Genomic DNA, 25,350 nt, shown 5'->3' with positions numbered 1-25,350 from the left:
GACCGCGGCCTGCTCTCCCGCTACCTCTGCCCCACCGACCGCCGCGGCATCTACACCGACGTCACCGACAAAGGACTCAAGCTCCTCGAAGAGGCACGGCCCACCAACGACACCGCCCTGCGCCAGGCCCTCGACGAAGCCGCGAAGAACCCCGAACTCGCCCCCCTGGTCCGGGCGGTGGAGACGCTCCGCGTACCGGTCTGAGGCGCCCTGTCTCAAACGCTTCTTGTGTCCCGTACGGATCGCTTCGTATCGTGAACGACCTTGTGCGACAGGCGAGTTGACACGCAGGGGGCACGGTATGCAGATCAAGAAAGTCGTGGTCCGCGAGGAGGAGAGCACCCACCGGCTGCCACGAGTGGTGGAGAAGCGGCCCACGCGTTGACGGGCCGGCCCGGCATGCGCATCCAACTGGTGACCATGCCCTGGCATCCGATCGATCTCCCCTCGCTCCAGGTGGGCTTGTTGCACCGGCTGGTGCGGCAGGTCCGCCCGGACGACGAGGTGCACGAGCTGCACGGCTCGTTGCGCTGGGCGGAGTTCCTGCTGGAGCGGTCCGGTGGCGCGCTGCGCCCCGGCCACTGTGTGACGGTCGGCAGCGACTCGATCTTCCACGGCCTCGGTGACTGGGTCTTCTCGGGCGTGCTCTACGACGACCCCGACTGGGGCGTGACCCGACTGCGTGACTACGCGCACCGGCACGGGATCCACGTCGACACGGCGACCGCGATGCGGGCGCACGCGGCAGAGTTCGTCGCCGAGTGCGCGACACAGGTGCTGGCCCGCGAACCGGACGTCGTCGGGTTCACCACCACGTTCATGCAGAACGTGCCCTCGCTCGCCCTCGCCCGGGAACTCAAGCGCCGCAGCCCGCGGTTGACCGTCGTCTTCGGCGGCAGCAACTGCGACGGCCCCATGGGCCACGCCCTGCACCGCAACCACCGCTTCGTCGACCACGTCGTACGCGGCGAGGGCGAGTACGCCTTCCCCGCCCTCCTGCGCCACCTCGACGAGGGCACGCCGCCCGTGGACGTCCCCGGGCTGTGCTGGTGGGACGGCGAGGTGTCCCGGGCCAACCCCGAGACGCGGCGGACCGTGGCGCCGGCCGACATCCCCTCCCCCGACTACGACCAGTGGCAGGCCGCGCTGGACGCGTCCCCGGTGGCCGAGTACGTGCATCCGAAGCTGGTCGTCGAGGGCGCGCGGGGCTGCTGGTGGGGCGAGAAGCACCACTGCACGTTCTGCGGGCTCAACGGCTCGTCCATGGCGTTCCGCGCCAAGCCGGGACCGGTGCTGTGGAGCGAGGTGGAGCGCCTGGTACGGCGGCATCGCATCCTGGACGTCGTCACGGTCGACAACATCATCGACATGGCGTACTTCCGGGACTTCCTCCCGCGCGCCGCCGACAGCGGCTGGGACCTGCGCCTGCACTACGAGGTCAAGTCCAACCTCACCCCCGCCCAGCTCCGGCTCCTGGGCAGGGCCGGCGCGGTCCACATCCAGCCCGGCGTCGAGAGCCTGGGCAGCCGGGTCCTCGACCTCATGGCCAAGGGGGTCACCGGCGCCCGCAACATCCGTACGCTCCGCGAGTGCGAGAACCACTCGCTGACCTGCTCCTGGAACCTGCTGTACGGCTTCCCGGGCGAGACCGCCGACGACTACGCGCCGGTCCTCGCCCAGCTCCCCGCGCTGGTCCACCTCCAGCCGCCCAGCGGCGCCCACCGCATCCAGCTCGAACGCTTCAGCCCGCACTTCACCGACCCCGGCCTCGGCTTCCGCGAGCGCCGGCCCGCCGAGATGTACCGGCACGTGTACGACCTGCCCGAGCGTGAACTCGCCGATCTGGTCTATCTCTTCGACACCCCGGACGCGGGCATCGGCGGCGAGGTCGAGGAAGCGCTGCGAAAGGCCGTCGAGGAGTGGATCGCCGGGTATCCGCAGTCGTCGCTGGTGATGGAGGAGGACGAGGGGGACGAGGAGGACACGGACGGTGTCGTGATACGCGATCGGCGGTACGGCCTGCCGCAGCGCACCCACCGTTTCGCCGGCTGGCAGGCGGCCGCGCTGCGGCGGCTGGAGGACGGACGGACCGAGCCGGCCCTCCACCGGCTGCTGGCCGACGACGGACACACCGTCCCGGCGCGGGCGCTGAGCGAGTGGCTCGCGCACGCCCTGTCCGTGGGGTTGCTGTTCCAGGACGGCCGGACCTACGTCGCCCTGCCCACCCGGGACCTCCCGGCGGGCAAGCACGAGCGCCTCCCGGACCCTGCCCCGCCCGCCCCCGCGGTGGCCGGATGACGACCGGACCGCCGCTCGACGTCGCCCATCGCCTCTCCGGTCGACGGGTCGACGTGACCGAGCCGCTGCGGCTCGGGGCGGGAGGGCGCGAGACCGCGGTGGCGGTGCGGTTCCTGCGGGAGTGCCAGAGTCTGGGGCTGCGGGCGCGCTGGGAGCCGGCGTACGAGGAACCGGCGTGCGACATCTCCCTGCTGCGCCATCTGCCGCCGCCGGTCGAAAGTCCCGGCGAATCACAGGAGTTGAGGAGCTGGCGGGCCGGGCATGCCTACGGAATGCTCTATTACCGGCGTGGGCCGGGCTTCGTCACCGTCATGGACCGCAGGGACCGTGCCTCCTCGGCGCGTTACACCCTCGATCACGCCGATCTGCTCTCCGCGTTCGACACGGTGCTGGAGGCCACTGCCCTCAGTGAGCTGAGCCCGGTGCACCGCGAGGCCGTCGGACTGCTGGCCGCGGAACGGCTCGCCCTGGTCACCGACGGGTGGGTGGTGGCATTGCCGCCCCGCATCCGGCGCTGGCCCGTCCCCGCCACGGGGATCTGAGCGATGGGCACGGCGCCCGTCGACCGGCCGCTGCGCCGGCACCGGCCCTTCCTGCTGCTGTGCGGCGAGCAGATCGCAGGCTCGGTCGGACGTCAGATGACCACCCTGGCGCTCGCCCTGCTGGCGGTGACCGGGCTGGACGCCGGGCCGCTCGAGGCGGCCGCGCTGCTCGCCCTGACCTATCTGCCCGGCGCCCTGCTGAGCCCCCTGGCCGGGTTGCTCGTGGACCGGATGCCGTTGCGCCGGCTGCTGTTCGTGGCCACCGGGCTCCAGGCGCTCGTCGTCGGCTCGGTCCCGGCGGCGGACGCCGTCGGGCACGTCGGCTGGGTCCACCTCTACGCGGTCGCCGTCCTGTCGGGCACCCTCACCTTCACTCTCTCGGTCGCCCTCCAGGCGGCGCTGCCCCGAGTCGTCGCGTCGGAGCATCTGCTCAGCGCCAACTCCGCGCTGACGGCGGCCCGCACCACCGGCCAGGTCGGCGGCCCGGCCCTAGGCGGCGTCCTCGTCGGGCTGCTCGGGCCGGGTCCCGCGCTACTGGCGGGCAGCGCGGCCTACGCCGTCGAGGCGCTGCTGGTGCTCGCCCTTCCCGCGTCCCTCAACTCTGCTGTCGGGGCGAAGGGTTCGGGCCGGGAGTCGCCGCTCGCCGCGCTGCGGGCGGGCTTCGCCGTCGTCCGGGCCGAGTGGCAGCTGCGGCGGATGGTCCTGTCGGCCTCCGGGCTCAACCTCGGCAGCGGCCCGGCCGCCGCGATCTTCGTGCTCTACGCGACCGACGACCTGTCGCTGCCCGCCTGGCAGCTGGGCACGCTGTACGCCGTCTACAGCGCGGCCACGATGGCCGGTGTGCTCGTGGCGGGCCGGTTCGCCAGGTCGACGGGGCTGTGGGCGGCCACGCGGCTGTGCGCCCCCGCGGCGGGCGTGGCGCTGTTCCTGATCCCGGCCGCGTCCCTGGGGTGGGCCTTCGCGCTGCTGCTCGCGTATCAGGTGTGCTACGGCATCGCCGCCACCGTGTGGGCGATCTCCATGACCACCACGCAGCAGTTGGTGACACCGCAGGAGCTCCAGGGCCGCGTCGCCGGTTTCGTGCAGGCCGCGCTGCTGGTGACGGTGCCGGTGGGGGCGCTGGGCGGCGGGGCGCTGGCCGCGTGGCTGGGCAATGTGCCGGTGCTGGTGGCGTCGGCGGGCCTGGCGCTGCTGTCGGCGGCGACGCTGTGGCTGCCAGGACGGGCGGAGAGGGCCGCGGGGAACGTCGAAGACGGCCTGGAAATCTCGCCGACGAGCCCCCGTGGATCAGCCAAAGGCGCAGGTCAAGAGGGACGGGAGCGCCATTGACAGCGGTCGGGCGGGGCCGTACAACTGGGCCGTATGATCGCGTCGCAGCTCCCCCTGTCCGGCATCACGGTGGTCAGCCTCGAACAGGCTGTGGCCGCCCCCTACGCCACCCGGCAACTCGCCGATCTGGGCGCGCGCGTGATCAAGGTGGAGCGGCCCGGGGGCGGTGACTTCGCCCGCCGGTACGACACGACGGTGCACGGCACCTCCAGCTATTTCGTGTGGCTCAACCGTTCCAAGGAATCCCTCACGCTGGACTTCAAGGACCCCCGCGGCCGGGAGATCCTCGACCGACTCCTCGACGGCGCCGACGTGTTCGTGCAGAATCTGGCGCCCGGCGCGGCCGACCGCCTCGGACTCGGTGCCGAGCGGCTCGCCGAGCGGTGGCCGCGGCTGATCCCGTGCACGATCTCCGGGTACGGCACGTCCGGGCCGTGGGCCGACCGCAAGGCGTACGACCTGCTCGTGCAGTGCCAGACCGGCCTGGTGTCGCTGAACGGCACCCCCGAGGAGACCGCCCGGGTGGGCATCTCCGTCGCCGACATCGCCGCCGGGATGTACGCGTACAGCGGCATCCTCACCGCCCTGTACACCCGCGCCGCCACCGGCAGGACCCACCCCGTGGAGGTGTCCCTGTTCGAGGCGCTGGCGGAGTGGATGGGCCAGCCCGCCTACTACACCCGGTACGGCGGTGGCCAGCCCCCGCGTCTGGGCACCCAGCACGCCACCATCGCGCCGTACGGCGCCTTCCCGGCCGCCGACGGCAAGGAGGTGCTGTTCTCCATCCAGAACGAGCGCGAATGGGCCGCCCTGTGCGCCCGGTTCCTGGGCCGGCCCGACCTGACCGACGACCCGCGTTTCGCCACGGGTTCCGCCCGCGTGGCCCACCGCGACGCGCTGAACGCCGTCGTCGCCGAGCGGTGCGCCCGCTCCGACGCCGAGGAGCTTTTGGAGGAGCTGGAGTCCATCGGCATCGCCTGTGCCGGGGTCAACGACGTAGCCGCGTTCCTGGACCACCCGGTCCTGGCCGCGCGCGGCCGCTGGACGGACGTCGCCGTCCCCGGCGGGGCGACGGTGGAGGCCCTGCTTCCGCCGGCCGACCTCGGCGGGCTCACCGCGCGCATGGACCCGGTACCGGCGGCGGGCGAGCACACCGAGGCGATCCTCACCGAACTCGGCCGTACCGGGGCCGAGATCGAGGCGTTGCGGGACGACTCCGTCATCTGAGGCATGGCGGCTTCTGGGGAGCCGTGAGTCAAGGGAAGCGAAGAAACACGGACATGGACGAAGGCAGGGGCCGACGCATCCGGCGTGCCCAGTTGTCCGCCGGTGCCATGACGGCTCTGCTCGCGGTGGCCGGCGTCGTCGGATACGGGATCCAGGGCGGACTGCCGTGGTGGGCGGTGGCCGCCTCGGCCGTGGTGATGGCAGGGCTCGCGGGCTGGGCGGGGTCGCGGATCGGCCGCCGGAACGGCATCCGCGACGAGTTCTTGGCTCCCGGGGAGGAGGTGCTCGCCACGTACACGGTCCGGCCGCCGTACACGGAGCACGTCCCGTCCGCTCCCTCCGAGGGGCCGCAGTACCAGCTACGGGTGACCACCCACGGGGTGCAGATGTGGGAACGCGCCGTCCTGCTGTGGCGGCACCCGTGGCCGGAACTGCGGGTGCTGGCCGACGGGCCGCGGTTGCGCATCCACCGCCAGGGGCAGGAGGCCGGGACCATGCTGTTCGAGCAGCACGGCGCGGTGCGGGAGATCTGCCGCACCGCCCGGCGGCACGGGGCCGGCTGACACGGCGACCGAACGCCCTGTCCCCTTCGCGCGTCACAGTGTCGGAGCGGCCCGGCAAGGCCCTCCCTCGCCCGTCGCCGTAGGGGGACCCATGGGTACGACCACCTCGCGCACCGTCCGACTGCTCACCGCGCTCGGCCTGCTCGCCGCCGGATGCGGCACCGTCACCGAAAGCGTCGGCGGCTCGGAACCCGCACCGGCACCGGAGACCAGGCCCCGGGCCCGGCAGGTCGCTGAGGCCTGGGACGGTTCACCGGCCGCCGAGACCTGGCGCAGGGGCTACTACCCGATGGCGGACGCGGTCCAGCTGCCGGAGGACGCCTTCCACAACGACGCCGACAAAGAGGCGTACCTCAGCCAGAACTTCGTGCTGCGCGGCGGCCTCCCCGACCCTCCGCGCAAGGAAGGGAAGGTGACGTGGGAGGGCGGCGGCTCGCTCACGCTGCCGCTCATGGGGGCGCGGGAGGCGTACGAGAGGCTGGACCGCAACAGCGCCCCCTCCCCGCGCCTGACCGTGACGGGGGCGAAGCTGGGCGAGACGACGCTGGCCACCAGTCGTGGCCCGGCCACCGTCCCGGCCTGGCTGTTCACCCTGGAGGGCTACGACACTCCGCTCAAGCGGGTCGCCCTCGACCCCTCGAAGCTCCCCGAGCCGCCCATCGGGCCGGCCAGGGACACCCCGAGCGACGATCTGTGGGATCTCGGCCAGCTGGTCGGGGTGGCCACGGACGGCCGGTCCGTCACCGTGCTGGCCCATCACGGGTCCTGCGACGACGGGCCCGCCGTGGACGTGCTGGAGACGGATGGCAGCGTGGTCCTGTCCGGCCACATCGTCGGCTCGAAGGACGGTCCGTGCACGTCCGACCTGCGCGCCGAAGAAGTGACGGTCGAACTGGACCGCCCGCTCGGCGACCGGATTCTGCTGGACGCGTTCACGGGCCGTCCGGTGCCGCACGGGAATCTCAACGGGCCTTCCCCCAGCTGGCGCTGATCGGGCGTGGAGGGGCGGGAACCCGGGCTCGTGGAGTCGCGCCACCGTTCCGGCGGCGAGGGCGGGGCCGACGAGGTAGCGGGGCAGGACCGGGATTCCGACCCCTGCCTCGACCGCGGCCAGGGCCCGCGCAGGTCGGGCACGACGAGCGCGACCGGGTTGGGCGGCCGGCGCCCGAACTCGCCGCGCCAGTAGCGGCGTTGGATCGGCAGCTCCTCCGTACAGTCCCCGGCCGGTGAGCGGTGCCAGGGCTGGCAGCACCCGCGGGGTCATGACTTCGGCCGCGCCGCCGATCCGGAGCGTGGGCGTGACGCCCTTGCGCGAGCGGACGAAGAGGGGCTACCAGGACGGCACTCTGATCACCGGCCAGGACCCGCAGCCCGGCAAGGACACCGCCGAGCGGGTGCTGAGGGCGCTGGCCGACTGAGTCACCGCTTTCACGCCAGGGCCGTCCTGGCCGCCGTGAGGGCCTGTTCCGCATAGCCGCGGCCGAAGAGGACGGCGTGCACCAGGAGGGGGAAGATCTGGTGCAGGGCGATGCGGTCGGCCCAGCCGTCGGCCAGCGGGGACGTCTGCCGGTAGCCGTCCAGGATGCGGTCCAGGTGGGGGCAGCCGAAGAGATGGAGCATCGCCAGGTCGGTCTCGCGGTGGCCGCCGTGCGCGGCCGGGTCGATCAGCCAGGCGTGCCCGTCGGCGCCCCACAGGACGTTGCCGTTCCACAGGTCGCCGTGCAGCCGGGCGGGCGGCTCCGCGGGGCCCGCCAGTTCCGGGAGCCGCTCGCAGACCTGCTCGATCACGGGTGCCTCCGCGCTGCGGACCGTGCCGTCGTCGACCGCGCGCCGCAGATACGGCAGCACCCGGTGCTCGGCGTACCAGCCGGGCCAGTCGGGGCCGGTGACATTGCGCATCGGGGCGAGCCCGATGTAGGCGTCCTCGGGGCCGTCGGGCGGTGGGGCGCCGAACGCGGGTGCGCCGGCGGCGTGCAGGGCGGCCAGGTCGCGGCCGAACCGCTCCGCCGCCTCGGGACCGGGTCGGCCGGTCGTCACACGGTCGGTGACCAGCCACTGCTCGTCGTGGCCGTGCAGGGCGGGGACGCGGACCGTGCCGGTGTCGGCCAGCCAGCGCAGACCCGCCGCCTCGGCCCGGGCGGCGCGGTCGCCGTCGCCGCGCTTGACCATCACCACCCGGCCGCCGTCCAGGGTGACTTCGGCGAGAGCCGCGGAGAGCCGGCGTTCACTGGTGACCGCGAGCCCGGTGAACCGCGCCGCCGTGGCACCCGGGCCCTCGAAGGAGTTGCGCACGGCCCTCAGCGTACGGCGCCTGCCGGCCGTACTGAAGTCACCTGATCAACTCCCGGCCGCCGCCTTCTTGATCGCCTCGCGGATCCGTGAGTAGGTGCCGCAGCGGCAGACGTTCTCGATCCGGTCGATGTCGGCGTCCGTCGGGCTGGACGTCTTCTTCAGGAGGGCGGCCGCGGCCATGATCTGGCCCGGCTGGCAGAAGCCGCACTGGGCTACGTCGCAGTCCAGCCAGGCCTGTTGCACCGGGTGGAGCCGGTCGTCGCCGGCCAGGCCCTCGATGGTGGTGACGTCGCGGCCGGCGCAGTCGGCGACGGGGACGACGCACGGCTGGATCTCGACGCCGTCGAGATGGCTGGTGCAGGCGCGGCAGGCGCCGACGCCACAGCCGTACTTGGGGCCGGTGATGTCCAGCAGGTCGCGCAGCACCCACAGCAGGGGCATGTCGGCGGGGGCCTCGACGGTGACCCGCTCGCCGTTGAGGGTGAAGGAGTAGGACGGCATCGGTACCTTCTCGAAGGGGGCTCAGAAGTTCAGGGGGAAGCGGCGCGGCTTGGTGCCGGTGGCCCGGGCGTAGGCGTTGGCGACGGCGCCGGCCGCGGCCGGGACGCCGAGTTCACCGGCTCCGCCGGGCTCCCGCCGGGAGGGCATGATGTGCGCCTCGAAGTGCCGCGGGGCGTGCCGCTGGCGGGCGTAGTGGAAGTCGGTGAAGCTGCTCTCGCGGACGGCGCCCCGGTCGATGTGCAGGCCGGCGCTGAGCACGGTGGAGATCCCGTCGACGGCGGTTCCCATGAGCTGGGCCTCAAGGCCGCGCGGGTTGACGGCCGTTCCGACGTCCGCCGCCATCACCACCTTGGTCACCCGCGGGTTCTTCGGATCGACGGCGTCGATCTCGACGAGGCAGGCCGCACAGGAGCCGTACTCCTCGTGGACGGCGACACCCTGGGCGTGGCCCCGCGGCAGGGTGCGGCCCCACTCCCCCGCGGTCGCGACCTTGTCCAGTACGGCCTTGACGGTCTTGCTCCGCAGTGTCGTACGGCGGAAGGCGACGGGGTCCTTGCCGAGGCTGCGGGCGATCTCGTCGACCATGATCTCCTCGGCGGTGCGCACCGTGCCGGAGTCCACCGAGCGCCAGGCGCCGAGGGGGATCGCCAGTTCGATCGAGCCCGAGTCCCCGGAGAGGGGGCCGAAGTCGTAGAGGCCGCTGTCGCTGGGGAGCGGTGCCGCCGCGGGGGCGCGCACGGCGGAGCGCACGGCGCCCTGCGTGGACAGGCCCGTCTTCTCGTGGGACTGGCTGACCGAGGCGGTCGCGTGGGCGAAGGCCACCACGCGGCCCCGGTCGTGGCTGGCGCGGATCCGGTGGTGGGAGGCCGGGCGCATTCTGCCGTGCCGGATGTCGTCGGCTCTGCTCCACATCAGCTTCACCGGCCGGCGTGCCTTCTTGGAGATCTGGGCCGCCTCGATCGCGGCGTCGTGGTACAGGCGGCGCCCGAACGAGCCGCCGCCGCGCACGACATGGACCCGGACCTTCGACACCGGCAGGCCGACCTTCGAGGCGATGTCCTCGCGCGCCGACTGCGGCGTCTGCGCGGAGAACCAGATCTCGGCCCGCTGTGCGCGTACGTCCGCCACCGCCGTGAGCACTTCCATCGGCGCGTGGCTGACGAAGGCGAACTCGAACTCCGCCTCGGTCTGCGCCGATCCGCGCGGCGGGTCCCCCAGCTTCGGGACCGCGGCGCGCAGTCGCGAGCGGATCTCCCGGTCGGAGAGGTTCGCCAGGGGACCCGGCGCCCACGTGATCCGCAGGGCGTCGCGGGCCTGGAAGGCGTGGTGGAAGGTCTCGGCGACCACGGCGACGCCGCCGTCGATCTGTACGACCGCGTGGACGCCGGGCATGGCGCGGGCGGCCCGGGAGTCGACCGAGAGGACCTTCCCGCCGAGCGTCGGCGGCCGGGCCACCACGGTCGGCTTCGCTCCGGCCACCGTGAGGTCTCCGGTGTACGTCGCCTTGCCGGTGATGATGTCGCGGGCGTCGACGCGGTTCGTCGGCCGTCCGATCAGCCGGTGCTGGGACGCCGGCTTGGGTGCGGTGGGCACGGCCGGCCGTGTGATCCGCGCGGCGCTTCTGCTCAGCGATCCGAAGGTGGCCGTGCGCCCGTCCGGTGCGAAGACCCTCGTGCCCCGGGTGCGCAGGGTCCGCGCGGGGACGTGCCAGCGCCGGGCGGCCGCGGTGACCAGCTTGGCGCGGGCGGTGGCGGCCAGGTGCCGGGCCGGTCCGTACAGCGAACTGACCGAACTGGAGCCGCCGGTGAACTGGTTTCCCTTGTCGCGGGCGTCCGCGAGCGGGATGTCGACGTCGGCGAGCCGGGCGTCCAGCTCCTCGGCGATCATCATGGCGACGGCCGTGGTGACACCCTGGCCGACCTCGACGCGTGGCAGCCGGACGACGACCCTGTTCGCCGGGGTGATTTCGAGGACCAGCATCTCCTCGTCGGTGCCGGTGACGACGGCGTCGGATGCGCGGCGGTCACCGTCCGCGGCGTCCTCGGCGCCTGCGGCGGTCGAGCTGTCGCAGCCGAGCGGTGCCGCGACGGTCAGAGTGGTCGCCGCGAGCGAGTGGACCACGAACTGTCGACGGGACAACTGACGGGCCAACAGGGGCTCCTCTCCGAGAACCCGGGATGGTTCGACCTGTATGAGGGGCCGACGCACGGCGGGGTTGCGCCCGTCGTCCGCGCCGTCGATCTACGTGCCGGGCCGCCAGAGGTCGGTGCTCCACTCCAGCTGCCGTATGAGCTCGTCGTCGCCCGCCCGGTCGGCACTCGCGCCATGGGGCCCGGGAGCCGACGGGGTGTGGGTGCCGCGGGAGATGGCGCCGCTGACGGTGATGTTGCGTTCCGCGCGGGGGCGGCGGAGGCTCTCGTGGAGGCCGAGCGCGGCTTCGATGTCCGGTGCGTCCCGCAGGGACTTGGCGAGGACGACGGCGTCCTCCAGTGCCATGGAGGCGCCCTGGCCGGTGGCGGGGGACGCCGCGTGGGCCGCGTCGCCGATGACCAGGGACCGGCCGGAGCACCAGGGTGTGCCGGTGGGCAGTTCGGTGGCGTTGGTGACCATGAGCCGGTCGGTGGCCGCGACGAGGTCCGCCGCGGGGGTCGCGTCCGTGCGCAGCAACGGCAGCAGGAGGTCGCGCCATCGGGCGGGCGTGCCGTCCGCGAGGGCGTCGGCGGACAGGGGCGCGTCGCAGACGCGGGCGAACCAGTACGTCTCCCCGTCGGGCGACACGGCGTACCCGAAGGCGACGCCGCTGCCGCGCACCATGGTGATGGTCTCGCTCGCCCCGGCCACGGGTGCCGCGTCGGTGTAGCCGTAGAAGACGTACTGGCCGGCGTGAACCGGGCGGGCGTCGGGGGCGATGAGCCGGCGGACGGTGGAGTTCAGGCCGTCGGCGCCGACGAGCAGGTCGCCGGTCGCCGTGGTGCCGTCGGCGAAGTGGGCGGTGACGGCGTCCGGGCCGTCCTCGACCGAGACGAGGCGCGTGCCGTGCCGGATGTCGATGCCCCGGCGGGTGACTTCGGCCTGTAACGCGGCGTTGAGGTCGCCGCGCCGCAGGCACCGGTAGCGAAGGCGCGGGGTGTCCGCCTCGCCGAGCGGCACGTGGGCCACCTCGGCGCCCGTGTCGTCGAGGACCCGCATCGAGGTCAGCGGGAAACCGACCGCGGTGACCGCGGCCGAGGCGTCGAGCTGCGCCAGGGCGCGCATGCCGTTGCTCGCGAGCGTCAGGAACGCGCCGATGTCCTCGGCGGAGTCGGGGTGCGCCTCGTGCACGACGACGTCGAATCCGGCCTTGTGCAGGGCGAGAGCCGCTCCGGCACCGGCGATCCCGCCCCCTACGACGATCAACCGCGTCACATCGCCCCCCTGCTCCGTGTACGGCCCTCGCGCGTGGCAGCCGTCCTTCGAAGGAACGTCCCGGGTCCCGCGCCGGTTCCCGAGCGGTCCGCCGGTCGTTGGACAGCTCGGATCGGGGAACTCCGGAACGGTGCAACCATTCCGTCAGGTCGAATGTCTCCTCTAATATCAGACACACCACCCTTCCAGGGGATGAAATGGGACGAAACAAAACCGCATGGGCGACGACAGTCGCGCTCATGGCCGCCACCTTGGGTGTGGCGGCGGTCCCGGCCGAGGCCGTAACGACCACCACCACCCAGACCACGGCCTGCCCCACCGGGTGGGGCAGTACGGCCAAGGCCCGCTCCGCCGCCACGTCGGAGTCGGTGACGAACATCAGGACCGGCCGGCACGCCTGCTTCGACCGCATGGTCGTCGACGTCCCCGGCGCGAGCACCCGCGACCTCGGCTATTCCGTCGGATATGTCAGCCGCCTCCACCAGGACGGTTCGGGCAACCACATTCCCGTCGCGGGCGGAGCCGTCCTCGAAGTACGCGTGGCCGCCCCCGCCTACGACCCCGACACCGGGAAGCCCACGTATCCCGCGCGGGCCGGTCAGCGCCTGCCGGGCGTGGACCTCACGGGGTACCGGACCTTCAGGGACGCCCGGTTCGCCGGCAGCTTCGAAGGGGACACGCAGATCGGGCTCGGCGTCCGGGCGCGGCTGCCGTTCCGGGTGTGGGTGGCCACGGACCGGGTCGTGATCGACGTCGCGCACAACTGGACGGGGGCACGCTGAGGTTTCACGGCATCGGCGGGATCAGGGGCGACCAGGGCTCCGGACCGATCAGGGCTTCGGTGCCGCGTGATACTCCCGCAGCTTCCGGTACAGGGTGGCCCGGGCGATCCCCAACGCCGCCGCGGTGCGCGCCTTGTTGCCGCCGTGGCGGCGCAACGCCTCCAGGATCGCGGCCCGTTCGGCGCGCTCCATCGGGCTGAGGCCGCGCCCGGCGGGCCCCTCCCGGACGGAGTCCGGCAGTTCGCCGCGCCGCACCGGTCCGCGGGTCCGCCGCCCACGCGCGAGCGCCCGTACGAGGTGGGCGAGTTCGGTGACGTTTCCGGGCCAGGGGTGCCGCTCCAGCGCCCGCAGGGCGTCCAGCGTCCAGGTCAGCGGCGGGCTGCCGGGGGCGGCCTCGGGGGCGAGGGCGGGGAGCAACTCCTTGATGTCCTCGGGGCGTTCCCGCAGGGCCGGCAGGGTCACCGAGCGGGCCGCGAGGGCGTCGAGGAGGCGCTGGAGGCAGGGACCCGGCGGGGTTCCGGGGGTGTAGGTGGCGACCAGGTGGGCGTCCGGGCGCTCGTCCAGGAGGGAGTTGAGGGCGGCGACGTCCGGCTGGGCCAGCCGTTCGGCGTGGCGCAGCAGCACGGGGCCGTCGCCGATCCGGTCGTCCGCCTCGACCCCGAGTTCGGGTGACTCGGCGGCGTCCAGGACCAACGGGTCCGTACCGTCGAGGAGTTCGAGGGCCAGCGTGGTCTTGCCGGTGCCCCGCTCGCCCACGACGAGCAGGGGGCCCGCGGTACCCGCCAGGGCCGTCGCCCGCGCGACCGCGTGCCGCCACGGCACCGAACCCCCCACCAGCGCGCTCACCGGACGCGGCGGCGACCGCACGGGCTCCACGGGACGTGGTGCGAGCACGGCGACCAGGCCGAGGACGCGCCCTGCGTGCCGTACCGGAGTGACCTCGGCGGCGCACCCGGCGTCCTCGGGAAGCGCGATCTCGTACGGCTCCCCGGTGCCTCTCCCCCGCGCCCGCGCGCCCCGCTCCAGCGCCTCCAGCACCTGCGGCGAGGCAAGCCGGGCCGCTGCCTCACTGACCAGGCGGTTTCGGCCGTCCAGCGCGACGACGGCCCGCTCGTGCCCCCGCGCCGCCCGCTCGTACGCGTCGAACAGCGCCCGTTCCGCGGTACGCGCGCGTGCCCGCAGTTCCGCCTCCACGGCCGCGGCGGCCGCCTCCGCGAGGGCGGCGCCGGGGTGCGGCGGGCAGCCGGCGTACAGGCCGGAGGCGATGGTCACCGTGCCCAGTGCCTGTGCCGTCTCGGGGGAGAGCAGCGGGACGCTGACCGCGGAGACGTCCTGCCAGACGTCCAGGAAGTGCTCGGGTCCGTGCACCTCCGCGCGGCGCCGGGTGCGCAGGGCGAGCGCGGCGCTGTTGTGGCCGACCGTCCGCTCGGACAGGTCGCGGCCGGTGTCATCGCCGGGCGCGCGGCCGGCCGCCCACAGCACCCTCAGCCGTTCGTCGGTGAGCACGAGCGCGGACCGTGCGGCATCGAGGGCCGGGGCGAGGCGGGTGAGGACCGGACGCGCCGCCTCCAGCAGGGGCGAGTCGACCGGCCCGGCCGCCGGCTCCCGTGCCGGGCTGTCGAGGTCGGGCCGTACGCCGAAGAAGCGGGCGCGCCGCCAGGCGGCGACGACGTCGTCCGGCACGCCGTCCGGGAGCGGACGCCCGGCCAGGAACCGCTGGCGGGCCTGGCGGAGCGGGGCGAGGGCAGGGGGGTGTTCCGCGGTGGTCATGGCGTGTCTCACCGTATCCGGGGCGCCGTCCGCGCGGCGACGGCGGGCTGTCTCGTAATGAGACACCCATGACCGGCCGCACCCCTCCATGATCTTGAAAGAGGGATGGAGTCCGTCCTCGGGAAAGGGCGGAGTCGGTCCGCATCTCCTGTCTCATCTTCTGGAGCGTCCTGTCGTGCACACCGTTGTCGAGACCGACGTACTGATCGTGGGCAGCGGCCCGGCGGGCGCCTCGGCCGCGCTCGCGCTGAGCACCTACGGCGTGCGCACCATGGTCGTCACCCGGTACGCGAGTCTCGCCGACACGCCCCGCGCGCACATCACCAACCAGCGCACGATGGAGGTGCTGCGCGATCTGGGCGTCGAGCGGGAGGTCATCGCCAAGGCGACGCCGCAGCACCTGATGGGCAACACCACGTTCTGCACCAGCCTGGCCGGCGAGGAGCTGGGCCGGGTGCGGTCCTGGGGCAACGATCCGCTCGTGCAGGCCGCACACGAGCTGGCCAGCCCGACCCGTATGTGCGACATGCCGCAGCACCTGATGGAGCCGGTGCTGGTGAACGCGGCGATCGCCCGGGGCACCGACTTCCGCTTCAGCACGGCCTACAAGTCCTTCGTCCAGGACGCGGACGGCGTCACGGTCACGGTCGAGGACCGGCTGCGCGGCGACGAGTACACCGTCCGCGCCCAGTACCTGATCGGCGCCGACGGCGGCCGCTCGAAGGTCGCCGAGGACGCGGGCCTGCCGATGGGCGGCCGGATGGGCGTCGCGGGCAGCGTCAACATCGTCTTCGACGCCGATCTGGGCAAGTACACCGCGCACCGCCCCTCCACCCTCTACTGGGTGCTCGCGCCCGGCGCCACCGTCGGCGGAATCGGCGCGGGCCTGGTGCGCTGCGTGCGCCCCTGGAACGAGTGGCTGGTCGTGTGGGGCTACGACGTCACCGCGGGCGCCCCCGACCTCACCGAGGAGTACGCCCTGTCCGTCGTACGGCGGTTGGTCGGCGACGACGAGATACCGGTGAGCATCAAGTCGTCCTCGGCGTGGACGGTCAACGAGATGTACGCCGAGACGTATGCGAACGGCCGTGTCTTCTGCGCCGGAGATGCCGTGCACCGCCACCCGCCGTCCAACGGGCTCGGCTCCAACACCTCCGTCCAGGACTCCTACAACCTGGCCTGGAAGCTGAAGCTCGTCCTCGACGGCGTCGCCGCGCCGAGCCTCCTCGACACCTACACCGTGGAGCGCGCGCCGGTCGGCAGGCAGGTCGTGACCCGCGCCAACAAGTCCATCGCCGAGACCGCCCCGGTCTTCGAGGCGCTCGACGGGCTGTCGCCGCGGACGCCCGAGCGGCTGTGGGCCAACATCGCCGCCCGCAAGGACGCCACCGCGGCCGCCGCGAAGCAGCGGGCCGCGCTGCGCGAGGCGATCGCCTTCAAGGTGTACGAGTTCAACGCGCACGGCGTCGACCTCAACCAGCGCTACGCCTCCGACGCGGTCGTCCCGGACGGCACGCCCGACCCCGGCTTCGCCCGCGATCCCGAGCTGCACCACCAGCCCACCTCGCGCCCCGGCGCGAAGCTCCCGCACGCCTGGCTCACCTCCGGGACCCGGACGCTGTCCACCCTGGACGTCGTCGGCAAGGGCCGCTTCACGCTGCTCACCGGCATCGGCGGCGAGGCATGGGTACGCGCCGCCCAGGACCACCCCCTCGACATCGCCACGGCCGTCGTCGGACCGGGCCAGGAGTACGAGGACCCCTACGGCGACTGGGCGAACCTGAGCGAGATCTCCGACGCCGGCGCCCTCCTCGTCCGCCCCGACGGGTATGTCGCCTTCCGGCACGCCGACGCGGCCGAGGACGCCGCGGGGATGCTCGCGGACGCGCTGCGGCGGATTCTCGGGCACGGTTGAGATGAGGGCGCAGGAAGGGGCCGGCATGGGCGACGACACGACGGTCACGGGCGAGGTGGTCGCCAGTCTGCGGGGCACGCCCGATCCGCGGCTGCGGGAGCTGCTGACCGGGCTCGTCCGGCATCTGCACGCCTTCGCGCGGGAGACCCGGCTGACGCGGGAGGAGTGGGAGCGGGCGATCGGGTTCCTGACCTCGACCGGGCAGGCGTGTACGGACACCCGGCAGGAGTTCATCCTGCTGTCGGACGTGCTCGGCCTGTCGACGCTCGTGGAGACGATCAACGACCGGCACGGTCCGGGCGCCACCGAGTCGACGGTCCTCGGCCCGTTCCACATGACCGAGTCGCCGGCGCGCGCACTCGGCGCGACGATCGATCTGGTGGGGGGCGGCGAGCCCTGTGTGGTGAGCGGCCGGGTGCTGTCCCGGGGCGGCGGCCCACTGCCCGGCGCGGTGGTCGACGTGTGGCAGGCCGACGGGAACGGCTTCTACGACGTGCAGCAGCCCGGCGTGCAGCCTCCCGGCAACGGCCGGGGCCTGTTCACCGCGGACGAGGAGGGGCGGTTCTGGTTCCGTACGTGTGTGCCGAGCCCGTACCCGATCCCGACGGACGGGCCGGTCGGCGGGCTGCTGCGGGCCACCGGACGGCACCCCTACCGGCCCGCGCACATCCACTTCATCGCCTCGGCCGAGGGGCACGCCCCGGTGACCACGCACATCTTCGTGGCGGGGAGCGACCACCTCGACTCGGACGCGGTGTTCGCCGTCAAGCCTGGCCTGGTCGCGGACTTCGCGCCGGTCGACGATCCGTCGGCGGCCGGGGAGTTCGGCGTGCCGAACCCGTTCCGGCACGCCCGCTTCGACCTCGTACTGGAGCGCGTGTGAAGGACGTCCTCGACTTCTCCTACGAGGCCCTGCCCGTGCGGGTCGTCTTCCGGCCCGGCGCGGCGGTGTCCGCGACGCCGGACGAGGTCGGGCGGCTCGGGCTGCGGCGGGTGCTGGTGGTGTGCGGGACGCGGGGCGCGGACACCGCGCGGGCGGTCGCGGACGCGCTCGGGCCGGCGTGCGTCGGCGTGCACGACCGGGCCCGGATGCATGTGCCGGTCGAGATCGCCGACGTGGCCGTCCAGGCGGTGCGCGCGGCGGGCGCCGACGGCTGCGTGGCGGTCGGCGGCGGCTCGTCGATCGGGCTCGGCAAGGCGATCGCCCTGCGCACCGGCCTGCCGCTGATCGCGGTGCCGTCCACGTACTCCGGGTCGGAGATGACCCCGGTCTGGGGTCTGACCGAGCACGGCGCCAAGCGCACCGGCCGGGACCCGAGGGCGCAGCCCCGCAGCGTGGTCTACGACCCCGAGCTCACCCTCTCCCTGCCCGTACCGCTCTCGGTGGCCAGCGGCGTCAACGCCCTCGCGCACGCCGTGGAGGCGCTGTACGCCCCGGACACATCGCCCCTGGTCCGGCTGATGGCCGAGGACGGCGTACGGGCGATGGCGCGGGCGCTGCCGGAGGTGGCCGCGGAACCGACGTCGCTGCGGGCGCGCGGCCGTGCGCTGTACGGCGCCTGGCTGTGCGGGTCCTGCCTGGGAGCCACCACCATGGGCCTGCACCACAAGCTGTGCCATGTCCTGGGCGGCACCTTCGGCCTGCCGCACGCCGAGACGCACACGGTGGTGCTGCCGTACGCCCTGGCCCACAACGCGCCGGCCGCACCGGACGCCGTCGCCACGGTGGCCCGCGCCCTGGACGCGGCCGACGCGCCGACGGCCCTGCGGGAACTGGCCGGCCGTCTCGGCGCCCCGCGCTCCCTCGCCGAACTCGGTCTCCAGGAAGCCGACTTGGCGACGGCCGCGGCGGTGACCGCGGGCCAGGCGTACGCCAACCCGCGCCCGGTCACGGCCGACGGAGTGCTCGCCCTGCTGCGAGCCGCCTACGAAGGCGCACCACCGGCCATGGCCGCCCACTGACAAACCCCTCCCCCTTCACCCCCCACTCTCGAAGCCCCCACGCCGGAAGAAAGGTGATCGCCATGCCCCTCGGTCTGCTCAGGAGTCGAAACTCCCGAGGGAGTCGACGCTCCCGAGGGGCGTCCGGCGTCCCGTTGCCCGTGCCGGACGGCGCGGGCGTCGTGGGCCGTGAGGTCACGGACCCGATGGGACTGCCCATGCGGGGCGCCGACGTGACCGTGACCGCGCTGGACTCGCACCAGGTGGTGGCACGCGGGACGACGGACCCGTACGGCCTGTTCTTCGCGGCGCTGCCCCCGGGCCGCTACAGCCTCATGATCACGGCCGAGGGGCTGACCCCGCACCGGGAGACCCTGGACGTCGCGGCCGGTCCGCCGCTTCCCGCCGCGCGGGCGCAGTTGTCGTCGGCCCGGCAGCTGGACCTGCCGGCGCCCGGAACCTGGCTGTTCGACCCGCCGCACACGGCGATCAGGTTCATCGCCAAGCACGTCGGCATGGCCCATGTCCACGGCCGCTTCGAGCGGTTCACGGGCGGCATACAGGTCGCGTCCGACATGGGCGCGTCCCAGGTGTCGGTGCGCATCGACGCCTCCAGCATCACGACCGGCAACAACACCCGGGACAACCATCTGCGTTCGGCCGACTTCCTGGACGTCGAGCGCTACCCGTACATCGACTTCACCAGCAGGCGCTTCGCCTACCGGGGCGGCGCCAAGTGGACGCTGCACGGCACGCTCACCATGCACGGCGTGAGCCGCTCGGTGGAGCTGGACACGACGTACCTGGGGTCGGTCAACGGCGGCTACGGCGAGGAGCTGCGGTGCGCGGCGCTGGCCAAGGCGGAGCTGCACCGGGAGGACTTCACGCTGAACTGGCGCAGCATGCTCGCCCGTGGCATCGCGGTGGTCGGTCCCACGGTCCAGCTGGAGTTGGACGTGCAGGCGATGTACCGCACGCACGACACCCCGACGCCACCGGAGTAGGCCCTCACCGTGCGTAGTCGTCCGGTGATCGAATCACCTCACACCACGGTTACGGTTCACTCAACCCCTGGTTGCGGAGCGGTGATCGGGTGACTATGGGGGCATGACACTGGCCCAACGCGCCATGGAGCAACTGCAGGTCTGGCCCGATCTCCGCTCGGGCCCGGCCAGTTGCGGCGCAGGGCGGGCACTGCGCTCCGTCCACAGCGAGATCGTGCACTTCCATTCCGACCGGGACGTGGACCTGCATCTGACGGCGTCGGTCATCCGGCGGTTCCACGACGACCTCCAGGAGTCGACCGCGATCCGGCTGGTCCCGGGGTCGAGCTGGGTGACGGTACACCTCGACTGCGACACGGACGTCGACCTGCTGATGAGCCTGGTCAGCGCCGCGCTCAAGGCCCATCAGCACCGGCCCGCCCCCGCCGGGCGCACGGCAGGGGACGCGTGCAACTTCCGTCGGGTCACGGTGCTGCCCCGTGGCTAGGTGTGCTGCCCGGACAGGTATGCGCGGCGTCAGTCGTAGGTGACGTCCGAGGCACGGTAGCGGCAGTGTGTGCCGTCCGGTCCGCTGCCGGTCCCGGTCGGCTCGGCTCCGCTGTCGTTGCCCCGGAAGCGGTCGCAGACGGTGATGTCCCGGTTGCCGTCGCCCGTGATCGTCACGCCCGAAAGGGTCGCGGTGTCGCCGTAGTTGGCGTTGACGCCGGCGATGGCGTCGGCCGGGCCGGTCACCTTGACGTGGCTGATGACGACATGGCGTGCGTGCTGGGTGTCGCAGTTGCCGCACGAGCGGTAGAGCTTGCCGAAGTCCGCGACCTGGAAGTCCCTGATGGTCACGGTTCCGGCGCCGTTGTGCTGGAAGACCTTGTCGTCCGCGTGCCGGGCGCCACCGCCGAGGACGAGATACGTCGCCGACGCCGAGGCGCCCTTGAACGTGGCCGCGTCCTCGCCGACGTCCTCCCACCACACGTTCCGCAGGGTGCACGTGCCCAGGCAGTGCACCCCGTCGGCGGCCGGGGCGCCCAGGATCACGTTCTGCAGGACTGCCCCGTCGGCGAGTTCGAAAAGCGCGCCCTGGTCCTCGTCCTGGCCGTCGCCGCCGAGGGCTCCGGAACCGTGGAAGCGCTTGAGACCGCCGTCGTAGGTGCCGGAGACCTCGATGGTGGCGGGCACCGGACGGTCGGCGGCTGAGGCGGGCCAGGCGGCGAAGGCGGTCGAGGAACGGGCGGCGGAGTCCGGCTTCGGGGAGGCGGTGGCACGTTCGCTGGGCGAGGCGGACGCCTTCGAAGGGGACGGGGACGCCGATGACTGGGCGGGCGACGGGGAGGCCGCGGGCGTCGAGTCGGCGGAGCGGAGGGTGCCGCTCGCCTGCTGGGGCGTCGGGCCGTCGCCCTTGGCCGTGTCCTGCCCGGAGCCGGGCCCCGTCATCAGCAGGCCGCCGACCAGCGCGGCGGCCGCGACCAGGGTGATCGTCAGTGCGCCGGTCAGGCCGATCGGCAGCGGGCGACGGCGGTCGGCGGATCTCCTGCGGTGCTTGCGCGGTCTGCGCGGTCTGCGCGGCGTTGCTCTGGTGCTCATCGCGGTGACTCTCGTTCGGGCTCGGGGAGGCAACGGGTAAGCCTCCTCGACCGGTAGTCGCCGCCGAACGCCCGGAGGTTGCCGATCGGTTTCCCGATGAGATCACCGTGCTGCGCCCTCGACGAGGCGGGCGAGGTTGGCCAGGGCCATACGCGTGCCCGTCTCGTTGTCCGCGGCCGGCACGGCGTCGGGGACGCCCTCGTGCACGACGAGGACGTCCGTGCCGCCGCCGGCGTCCGTGAGGGTGGTGGTCATGGTCATCGTGCCGCGCAGCGCGGGATCGTCGGTCTCGAACTCGACCGCCTCCACCACCCGCTCGTCCGGCACGAGCCGCACGAAGTGTCCGTGGTAGGTGTCGGTGTGCGGGTCCGACTTCCCGGTGCCGGTCGGCATGTCGTACGTCAGCGAGACACGGAACGCCCCTCCTTCGCGGGCGTCGAACTCGTGCACCCGGGCGGTCATGCCGTCCGGCACCCGCCACCGCGCGACGGCGTCCGCGTCCAGCAGTGCCCGGTAGACGGCCGCACGCGGGGCGTTCACGTACCAGGAGACTCGCGTGGAGTACATGGCCCGACGATAGTGCCGCTCCTGGGAGCGTCGCTTCCCGGACGGGGAGGGGTGGGGTACGGATGGACGCGGTGGACGCGGTGGACACCGTGGCCGCGCACGCCCGACCTTCGTCCCGAGAGGCGGTACCCATGCCCGTCGTAGACGCCTGGATGCAGCATCCGACGCTGCGCCACGCCAACCACGAGATGTTCGAGTCGCTGCGCCGGTGGACCGGCATGGAGCGGCTCGACGAGCCGCTGCCCGTCGAGGTGACGGTGGCGGCACTGGAGGCCGCGGACGTGGAGATCGGCCTGGCGGCCGCCTGGTACGGGCCGCAGGGCCCGCTGATCGACAACGACGAGGTGGCCGCCTTCGTCGAGCAGGCCCGTGGCCGGCTGCGCGGAGTGGCGGGCGCCGACCTCGCCCGGCCCATGGCGGCGGTACGGGAACTACGGCGCGCGGTCGAGGAGTTGGGCTTCGTGGCGCTGCGCGTCGTGCCGTGGCTGTGGGGGCTGCCGCCCACCGACCGGCTGTACTACCCCCTTTACGCGGCCTGCGTGGACCTCGGCGTGCCGTTCTGCACCCAGGTCGGGCACACGGGACCGCTGCGCCCGTCGGAGACCGGGCGGCCCATCCCGTACATCGACCAGGTCGCGCTGGACTTCCCGGAGCTGACGATCGTGTGCGGGCACATTGGCCACCCGTGGACGGCGGAGATGATCGCGGTCGCCGACAAGCACGCCAAGGTGTTCATCGACACGAGCGCCTACACCGTCCGCCGCTATCCGCCGGAACTGGTGGAGTACCTGCGCGGCCGGGGCCGGCACAAGGTCCTGTTCGGCTCCAACTACCCCATGATCACGCCGAGTCGGGCGCTGGAGCACCTGGACGCCCTGGACCTGGACGAGGAGACGCGGGAGCTGTTCCTGCACGGGAACGCCCGCCGCGTCTTCGCCCTCTGACCCGCTTTCAGGGACTCAGCGCACGAGACAGGGCCGCTTCGCGTCGAAGGTCCAGCCGTCGATCAGGTACCGCATCCCGAGCGCGTCGTCCCGGCCCGACAGCGCCTTCTCCCGGTACAGCTCGTGCGCCGCGAGCAGCCGGTCCCTGTCCAGGCGGACCCCCAGTCCGGGCGTGTCCGGCACGGCGACCTCGCCGCCGGTGATCCTCGGCGGATCGACGGTGAGCCGTTCCCGTCCCTCCTGCCAGATCCAGTGCGTGTCCAGGGCGTTGTACTCGCCGGGGGCCGCCGCTCCGCAGTGGGTCATCATCGCCAGGGAGATGTCGAAGTGGTTGTTGGAGTGGCAGCCCCAGGTCAGGCCCATCGCGTGGCACAGCTGGGCGACGCGCACCGAGCCCCGCATGGTCCAGAAGTGCGGGTCGGCCAGCGGGATCGACACCGACTGCAGGGCCAGGGCGTGGGTGAGCTGACGCCAGTCCGTGGCGATCATGTTGGTCGCCGTGGGCAGCCCGGTGGCCCGGCGGAACTCCGCGAGGATCTCCCGGCCCGAGTAGCCGTCCTCCGCTCCGCAGGGGTCCTCGGCGTAGGCGAGCGTGCCGACGAGCGGACGGCACAGCTCGACGGCCTCGCGCAGGGACCAGGCGCCGTTCGGGTCGAGGGTGATCCGTGCCTCGGGGAAGCGCTCCTTCAGGGCGGTCACGGCCCTGACCTCCTCCGTGCCCGGCAGGACGCCGCCCTTGAGCTTGAAGTCGCGGAAGCCGTAGTGGTCGTAGGTGGCCTCGGCCTGCCGGACGATCGCCTCGGGGGTCAGCGCCTCCTCGTGCCGGACGCGGTACCACTCGACGGCCGCGTCGGGTGCGCGGACGTAGTCCAGGTCGGTGCGGTCCGGGTCGCCGACGTAGAAGAGGTAGCCGAGCACGCGTACGGCGTCGCGCTGCTTGCCGTCGCCGAGCAGGGCGGCGACCGGGACCTGGAGGTGCTGCCCGAGCAGGTCGAGGAGGGCTGACTCGACGGCGGTGACGGCGTGGACGGTGGTGCGCAGGTCGAAGGTCTGGGCGCCGCGGCCACCGCAGTCGCGGTCGGCGAACGTCGTCCCGATGGTGCGCAGGACGTTCTTGTGGTCGCCCAGCCGGGCGCCGACGACCAGGGGTTCGGCGTCGCGCAGGGTCCGCGTGATCTTCTCGCCGCCGGGCACCTCGCCCAGGCCCGTGCGGCCCTCGGAGTCCTCCAGGACGACGACGTTGCGGGTGAAGAACGGGGCGTGCGCGCCGGAGAGGTTGAGGAGCATCGAGTCCCGGCCGGCGACCGGGTACACGGAGAAGCGGGTGACGACAGGCTGGGTCATGGCGGTGGGTGCCGTTCTCGTGAGGGGGGTGGTGGGTCAGACGCCGAGGACGTCGAGGACCTGTTCCAGGACCAGTACGCCACCGAGGCCGAGGATCGCGAGCACCGTCGTGTAGGTGGTGCGGGCCTTGATGGCGTCCAGGACGGACAGGTTGAAGTACTCCTTGAACATCCAGAAGCCCGGGTCGTTGACGTGGGAGAAGGCGATCGATCCGCAGGAGACGGCGAGGACCATCACCTCCGGGTGGACGCCGCTGCCCGCGAGCAGGGGCAGCGCCTCACCGGAGGCGGTGACGACGGCGACGGTCGCGGAGCCGAGCGCCACGCGGAGGATGGCGGCGATCAGCCAGGCGAGGACGATCGGGGAGACGGACCAGCCGTCGGTGGCCTCCTTGATGTAGTCGGAGATCCCGCCCTCGACGAGGACGTTCTTGAAGGCGCCGCCCGCGCCGATGACGAGCAGGATCATCGCCATCGCCTGGGCGGCCTCCTTGCAGGAGGCGCTGACCTCGGCCAGGCTGCGGCCGATGCGCGGGCCGAACGCCCAGATCGCCACGAGCAGGGTGAGCAGCAGGGCGATCGGTGCGGAGCCGGCGAAGGCGACGAAGTGCGTCAGGGCGCCGTCGCCCGGGCCGGCCAGGTCGGTCACGGCGGCACCGGCGATGAGCACCACGGGCAGCAGGGCCACGGACAGCGACCGGGACGAAGGGCAGGCGCGGCCACAGCAGGGCGACGAACGCGCCGACGGGGACGGCGATGAACAGGCCGTGGAACAGGGTCAGTCCGACGGACGCGTGGAAGGTGGCGGCCACCGCGGTGGGCCCGGGGTGCGGCGGCAGGAAGCTGTGCATGGTGGACAGGGCGATCGACATGGGCAGCCCGACCCACAGCAGGGTGGAGCGGGTGCCCCGGACGAGGGTGAAGGCGATCGGGACGATGATGACGAAGGCCACCTCGTAGAACATCGTCACGCCGATGAGCATGGCCGTGAGCACCATGGCCACCTGCACCCGGCGCGGCCCGCACACGTCGAGGAGCCGGCCGGCCATGCGCTGGGCGGCGCCGGAGTCCCCCATCACCCGGCCGACCATGGCACCGAGCCCGATGGTGAGCATGGTGTCGCCGATTTGGTCCGGAATCTTGTCCAGTCCGATGCCCCGCCAGGAGCAGGGCGGCGAAGCCGTTCAGTCTGAGCTTGGTCATCAGGACGAGCAGGACCAGGACACTGATCCCGACCACCACGAGCGGCATGTGCGGTTCTCCTTTGAACGCCGCGTCCGTTCACCGTTCACCCCACTGAATGGGGTCCTCACATGAAGATGGCATCTACATATGAGGACGGAGATTAT

The 25,350-nt window shown here is 72.9% G+C and carries 22 protein-coding genes and 2 pseudogenes; 15 read left to right on the top strand and 9 right to left on the bottom strand.

All coding sequences use genetic code 11. The features are described 5' to 3' along the window. The 8 genes and pseudogenes from ABZ078_RS29345 to ABZ078_RS29310 form a co-directional block, all read left to right on the top strand. Nucleotides 1–204 (top strand): annotated as a pseudogene (locus ABZ078_RS29345) (MarR family transcriptional regulator); the annotation flags it as partial. A gap of 195 nt (nucleotides 205–399) precedes the next feature. Beyond that, on the top strand, nucleotides 400–2,298 hold the full coding sequence (locus tag ABZ078_RS29340; protein ID WP_356580134.1) for a RiPP maturation radical SAM C-methyltransferase: 1,899 nt from the start codon (nucleotides 400–402) through the stop codon (nucleotides 2,296–2,298). After that, nucleotides 2,295–2,840: a DUF5825 family protein gene (locus ABZ078_RS29335; RefSeq protein WP_356580132.1), complete on the top strand. Its 546-nt coding sequence runs from the start codon at nucleotides 2,295–2,297 to the stop codon at nucleotides 2,838–2,840. The genes ABZ078_RS29340 and ABZ078_RS29335 overlap by 4 nt, the downstream gene beginning before the upstream one ends. 3 nt (nucleotides 2,841–2,843) lie before the next feature. Beyond that, on the top strand, nucleotides 2,844–4,169 hold the full coding sequence (locus ABZ078_RS29330; protein ID WP_356580130.1) for an MFS transporter: 1,326 nt from the start codon (nucleotides 2,844–2,846) through the stop codon (nucleotides 4,167–4,169). A 33-nt stretch (nucleotides 4,170–4,202) separates the two neighbouring features. After that, the gene (locus ABZ078_RS29325) at nucleotides 4,203–5,396 is read left to right on the top strand and encodes a CaiB/BaiF CoA-transferase family protein (RefSeq protein ID WP_356580128.1); all 1,194 of its coding nucleotides are present in this window, start codon (nucleotides 4,203–4,205) and stop codon (nucleotides 5,394–5,396) included. Nucleotides 5,397–5,449: 53 nt separating this feature from the next. After that, entirely contained in the window at nucleotides 5,450–5,959 is a 510-nt protein-coding gene (locus tag ABZ078_RS29320; RefSeq protein ID WP_356580127.1) for a hypothetical protein, read from the top strand. Nucleotides 5,960–6,050: 91 nt separating this feature from the next. Beyond that, the gene (locus tag ABZ078_RS29315) at nucleotides 6,051–6,950 is read left to right on the top strand and encodes a hypothetical protein (RefSeq protein WP_356580126.1); all 900 of its coding nucleotides are present in this window, start codon (nucleotides 6,051–6,053) and stop codon (nucleotides 6,948–6,950) included. Between the two features lie 271 nt (nucleotides 6,951–7,221). Next, complete coding sequence (locus tag ABZ078_RS29310; RefSeq protein ID WP_356580124.1) at nucleotides 7,222–7,377, top strand: hypothetical protein; 156 nt, start codon at nucleotides 7,222–7,224, stop codon at nucleotides 7,375–7,377. 10 nt (nucleotides 7,378–7,387) lie between these two features. On the opposite strand, the gene ABZ078_RS29305 is transcribed toward ABZ078_RS29310, so the two are convergent. The 4 genes from ABZ078_RS29305 to ABZ078_RS29290 form a co-directional block, all read right to left on the bottom strand. Beyond that, on the bottom strand, nucleotides 7,388–8,251 hold the full coding sequence (locus ABZ078_RS29305; protein ID WP_356580122.1) for a fructosamine kinase family protein: 864 nt from the start codon (nucleotides 8,249–8,251) through the stop codon (nucleotides 7,388–7,390). 45 nt (nucleotides 8,252–8,296) lie between these two features. Further along, nucleotides 8,297–8,752: a (2Fe-2S)-binding protein gene (locus ABZ078_RS29300; RefSeq protein ID WP_356580121.1), complete on the bottom strand. Its 456-nt coding sequence runs from the start codon at nucleotides 8,750–8,752 to the stop codon at nucleotides 8,297–8,299. A 21-nt stretch (nucleotides 8,753–8,773) separates the two neighbouring features. Further along, nucleotides 8,774–10,873, bottom strand: a complete 2,100-nt coding sequence (locus ABZ078_RS29295) for a molybdopterin cofactor-binding domain-containing protein (RefSeq protein ID WP_356580142.1) — start codon at nucleotides 10,871–10,873, stop codon at nucleotides 8,774–8,776. A 120-nt stretch (nucleotides 10,874–10,993) separates the two neighbouring features. Next, on the bottom strand, nucleotides 10,994–12,157 hold the full coding sequence (locus tag ABZ078_RS29290) for an NAD(P)/FAD-dependent oxidoreductase (RefSeq protein WP_356580119.1): 1,164 nt from the start codon (nucleotides 12,155–12,157) through the stop codon (nucleotides 10,994–10,996). Between the two features lie 239 nt (nucleotides 12,158–12,396). Between ABZ078_RS29290 and ABZ078_RS29285 the strand changes: the two genes are divergently transcribed. Further along, entirely contained in the window at nucleotides 12,397–12,939 is a 543-nt protein-coding gene (locus ABZ078_RS29285; protein WP_356580117.1) for a hypothetical protein, read from the top strand. 48 nt (nucleotides 12,940–12,987) lie between these two features. Here the strand turns inward: ABZ078_RS29285 and ABZ078_RS29280 are convergent, their stop codons facing one another. Next, the gene (locus ABZ078_RS29280) at nucleotides 12,988–14,709 is read right to left on the bottom strand and encodes a helix-turn-helix domain-containing protein (protein ID WP_356580115.1); all 1,722 of its coding nucleotides are present in this window, start codon (nucleotides 14,707–14,709) and stop codon (nucleotides 12,988–12,990) included. 175 nt (nucleotides 14,710–14,884) lie between these two features. On the opposite strand from ABZ078_RS29280, the gene ABZ078_RS29275 reads away from it, so the two are divergent. The 5 genes from ABZ078_RS29275 (at nucleotide 14,885) to ABZ078_RS29255 (ending at nucleotide 20,056) form a co-directional block, all read left to right on the top strand. Further along, complete coding sequence (locus ABZ078_RS29275; protein ID WP_356580113.1) at nucleotides 14,885–16,624, top strand: FAD-dependent monooxygenase; 1,740 nt, start codon at nucleotides 14,885–14,887, stop codon at nucleotides 16,622–16,624. A 25-nt stretch (nucleotides 16,625–16,649) separates the two neighbouring features. Then, entirely contained in the window at nucleotides 16,650–17,507 is an 858-nt protein-coding gene (locus ABZ078_RS29270) for an intradiol ring-cleavage dioxygenase (protein WP_356580111.1), read from the top strand. Next, nucleotides 17,504–18,586 (top strand): maleylacetate reductase, encoded by a 1,083-nt coding sequence (locus ABZ078_RS29265; protein ID WP_356580109.1) that lies wholly within the window; start codon nucleotides 17,504–17,506, stop codon nucleotides 18,584–18,586. Before ABZ078_RS29270 ends, ABZ078_RS29265 begins: the two co-directional genes overlap by 4 nt. Before the next feature lie 62 nt (nucleotides 18,587–18,648). Continuing rightward, entirely contained in the window at nucleotides 18,649–19,569 is a 921-nt protein-coding gene (locus ABZ078_RS29260) for a YceI family protein (RefSeq protein WP_356580107.1), read from the top strand. A gap of 103 nt (nucleotides 19,570–19,672) precedes the next feature. Further along, nucleotides 19,673–20,056, top strand: a complete 384-nt coding sequence (locus ABZ078_RS29255) for a luciferase family protein (protein ID WP_356580105.1) — start codon at nucleotides 19,673–19,675, stop codon at nucleotides 20,054–20,056. Between the two features lie 29 nt (nucleotides 20,057–20,085). Here the strand turns inward: ABZ078_RS29255 and ABZ078_RS29250 are convergent, their stop codons facing one another. Both ABZ078_RS29250 and ABZ078_RS29245 read right to left on the bottom strand, forming a co-directional pair. Continuing rightward, entirely contained in the window at nucleotides 20,086–21,147 is a 1,062-nt protein-coding gene (locus tag ABZ078_RS29250; protein WP_356580103.1) for a pectate lyase, read from the bottom strand. Nucleotides 21,148–21,249: 102 nt separating this feature from the next. Then, nucleotides 21,250–21,714 carry an SRPBCC domain-containing protein gene (locus tag ABZ078_RS29245; RefSeq protein WP_356580101.1) on the bottom strand — a complete coding sequence of 155 codons (465 nt, stop codon included), beginning with the start codon at nucleotides 21,712–21,714 and terminating at the stop codon, nucleotides 21,250–21,252. Between the two features lie 131 nt (nucleotides 21,715–21,845). Here ABZ078_RS29245 and ABZ078_RS29240 point away from each other — a divergent pair, with 131 nt between their 5' ends. Continuing rightward, on the top strand, nucleotides 21,846–22,658 hold the full coding sequence (locus tag ABZ078_RS29240) for an amidohydrolase family protein (protein WP_356580099.1): 813 nt from the start codon (nucleotides 21,846–21,848) through the stop codon (nucleotides 22,656–22,658). A gap of 15 nt (nucleotides 22,659–22,673) precedes the next feature. On the opposite strand, the gene ABZ078_RS29235 is transcribed toward ABZ078_RS29240, so the two are convergent. Next, nucleotides 22,674–24,002, bottom strand: coding sequence for an enolase C-terminal domain-like protein (locus ABZ078_RS29235; protein ID WP_356580097.1), 1,329 nt, complete (start codon nucleotides 24,000–24,002; stop codon nucleotides 22,674–22,676). Between the two features lie 36 nt (nucleotides 24,003–24,038). Beyond that, a pseudogene (locus tag ABZ078_RS29230) lies at nucleotides 24,039–25,252 on the bottom strand (SLC13 family permease). Nucleotides 25,253–25,350: the final 98 nt, after the last annotated feature.

It is taken from the genome of Streptomyces sp. NPDC006385, from assembly GCF_040612485.1.
GTDB lineage: Bacteria > Actinomycetota > Actinomycetes > Streptomycetales > Streptomycetaceae > Streptomyces.
The sequence above is the reverse complement of the archived record's forward strand: the minus strand, read 5'-3'. Positions and strand labels throughout refer to the sequence as shown.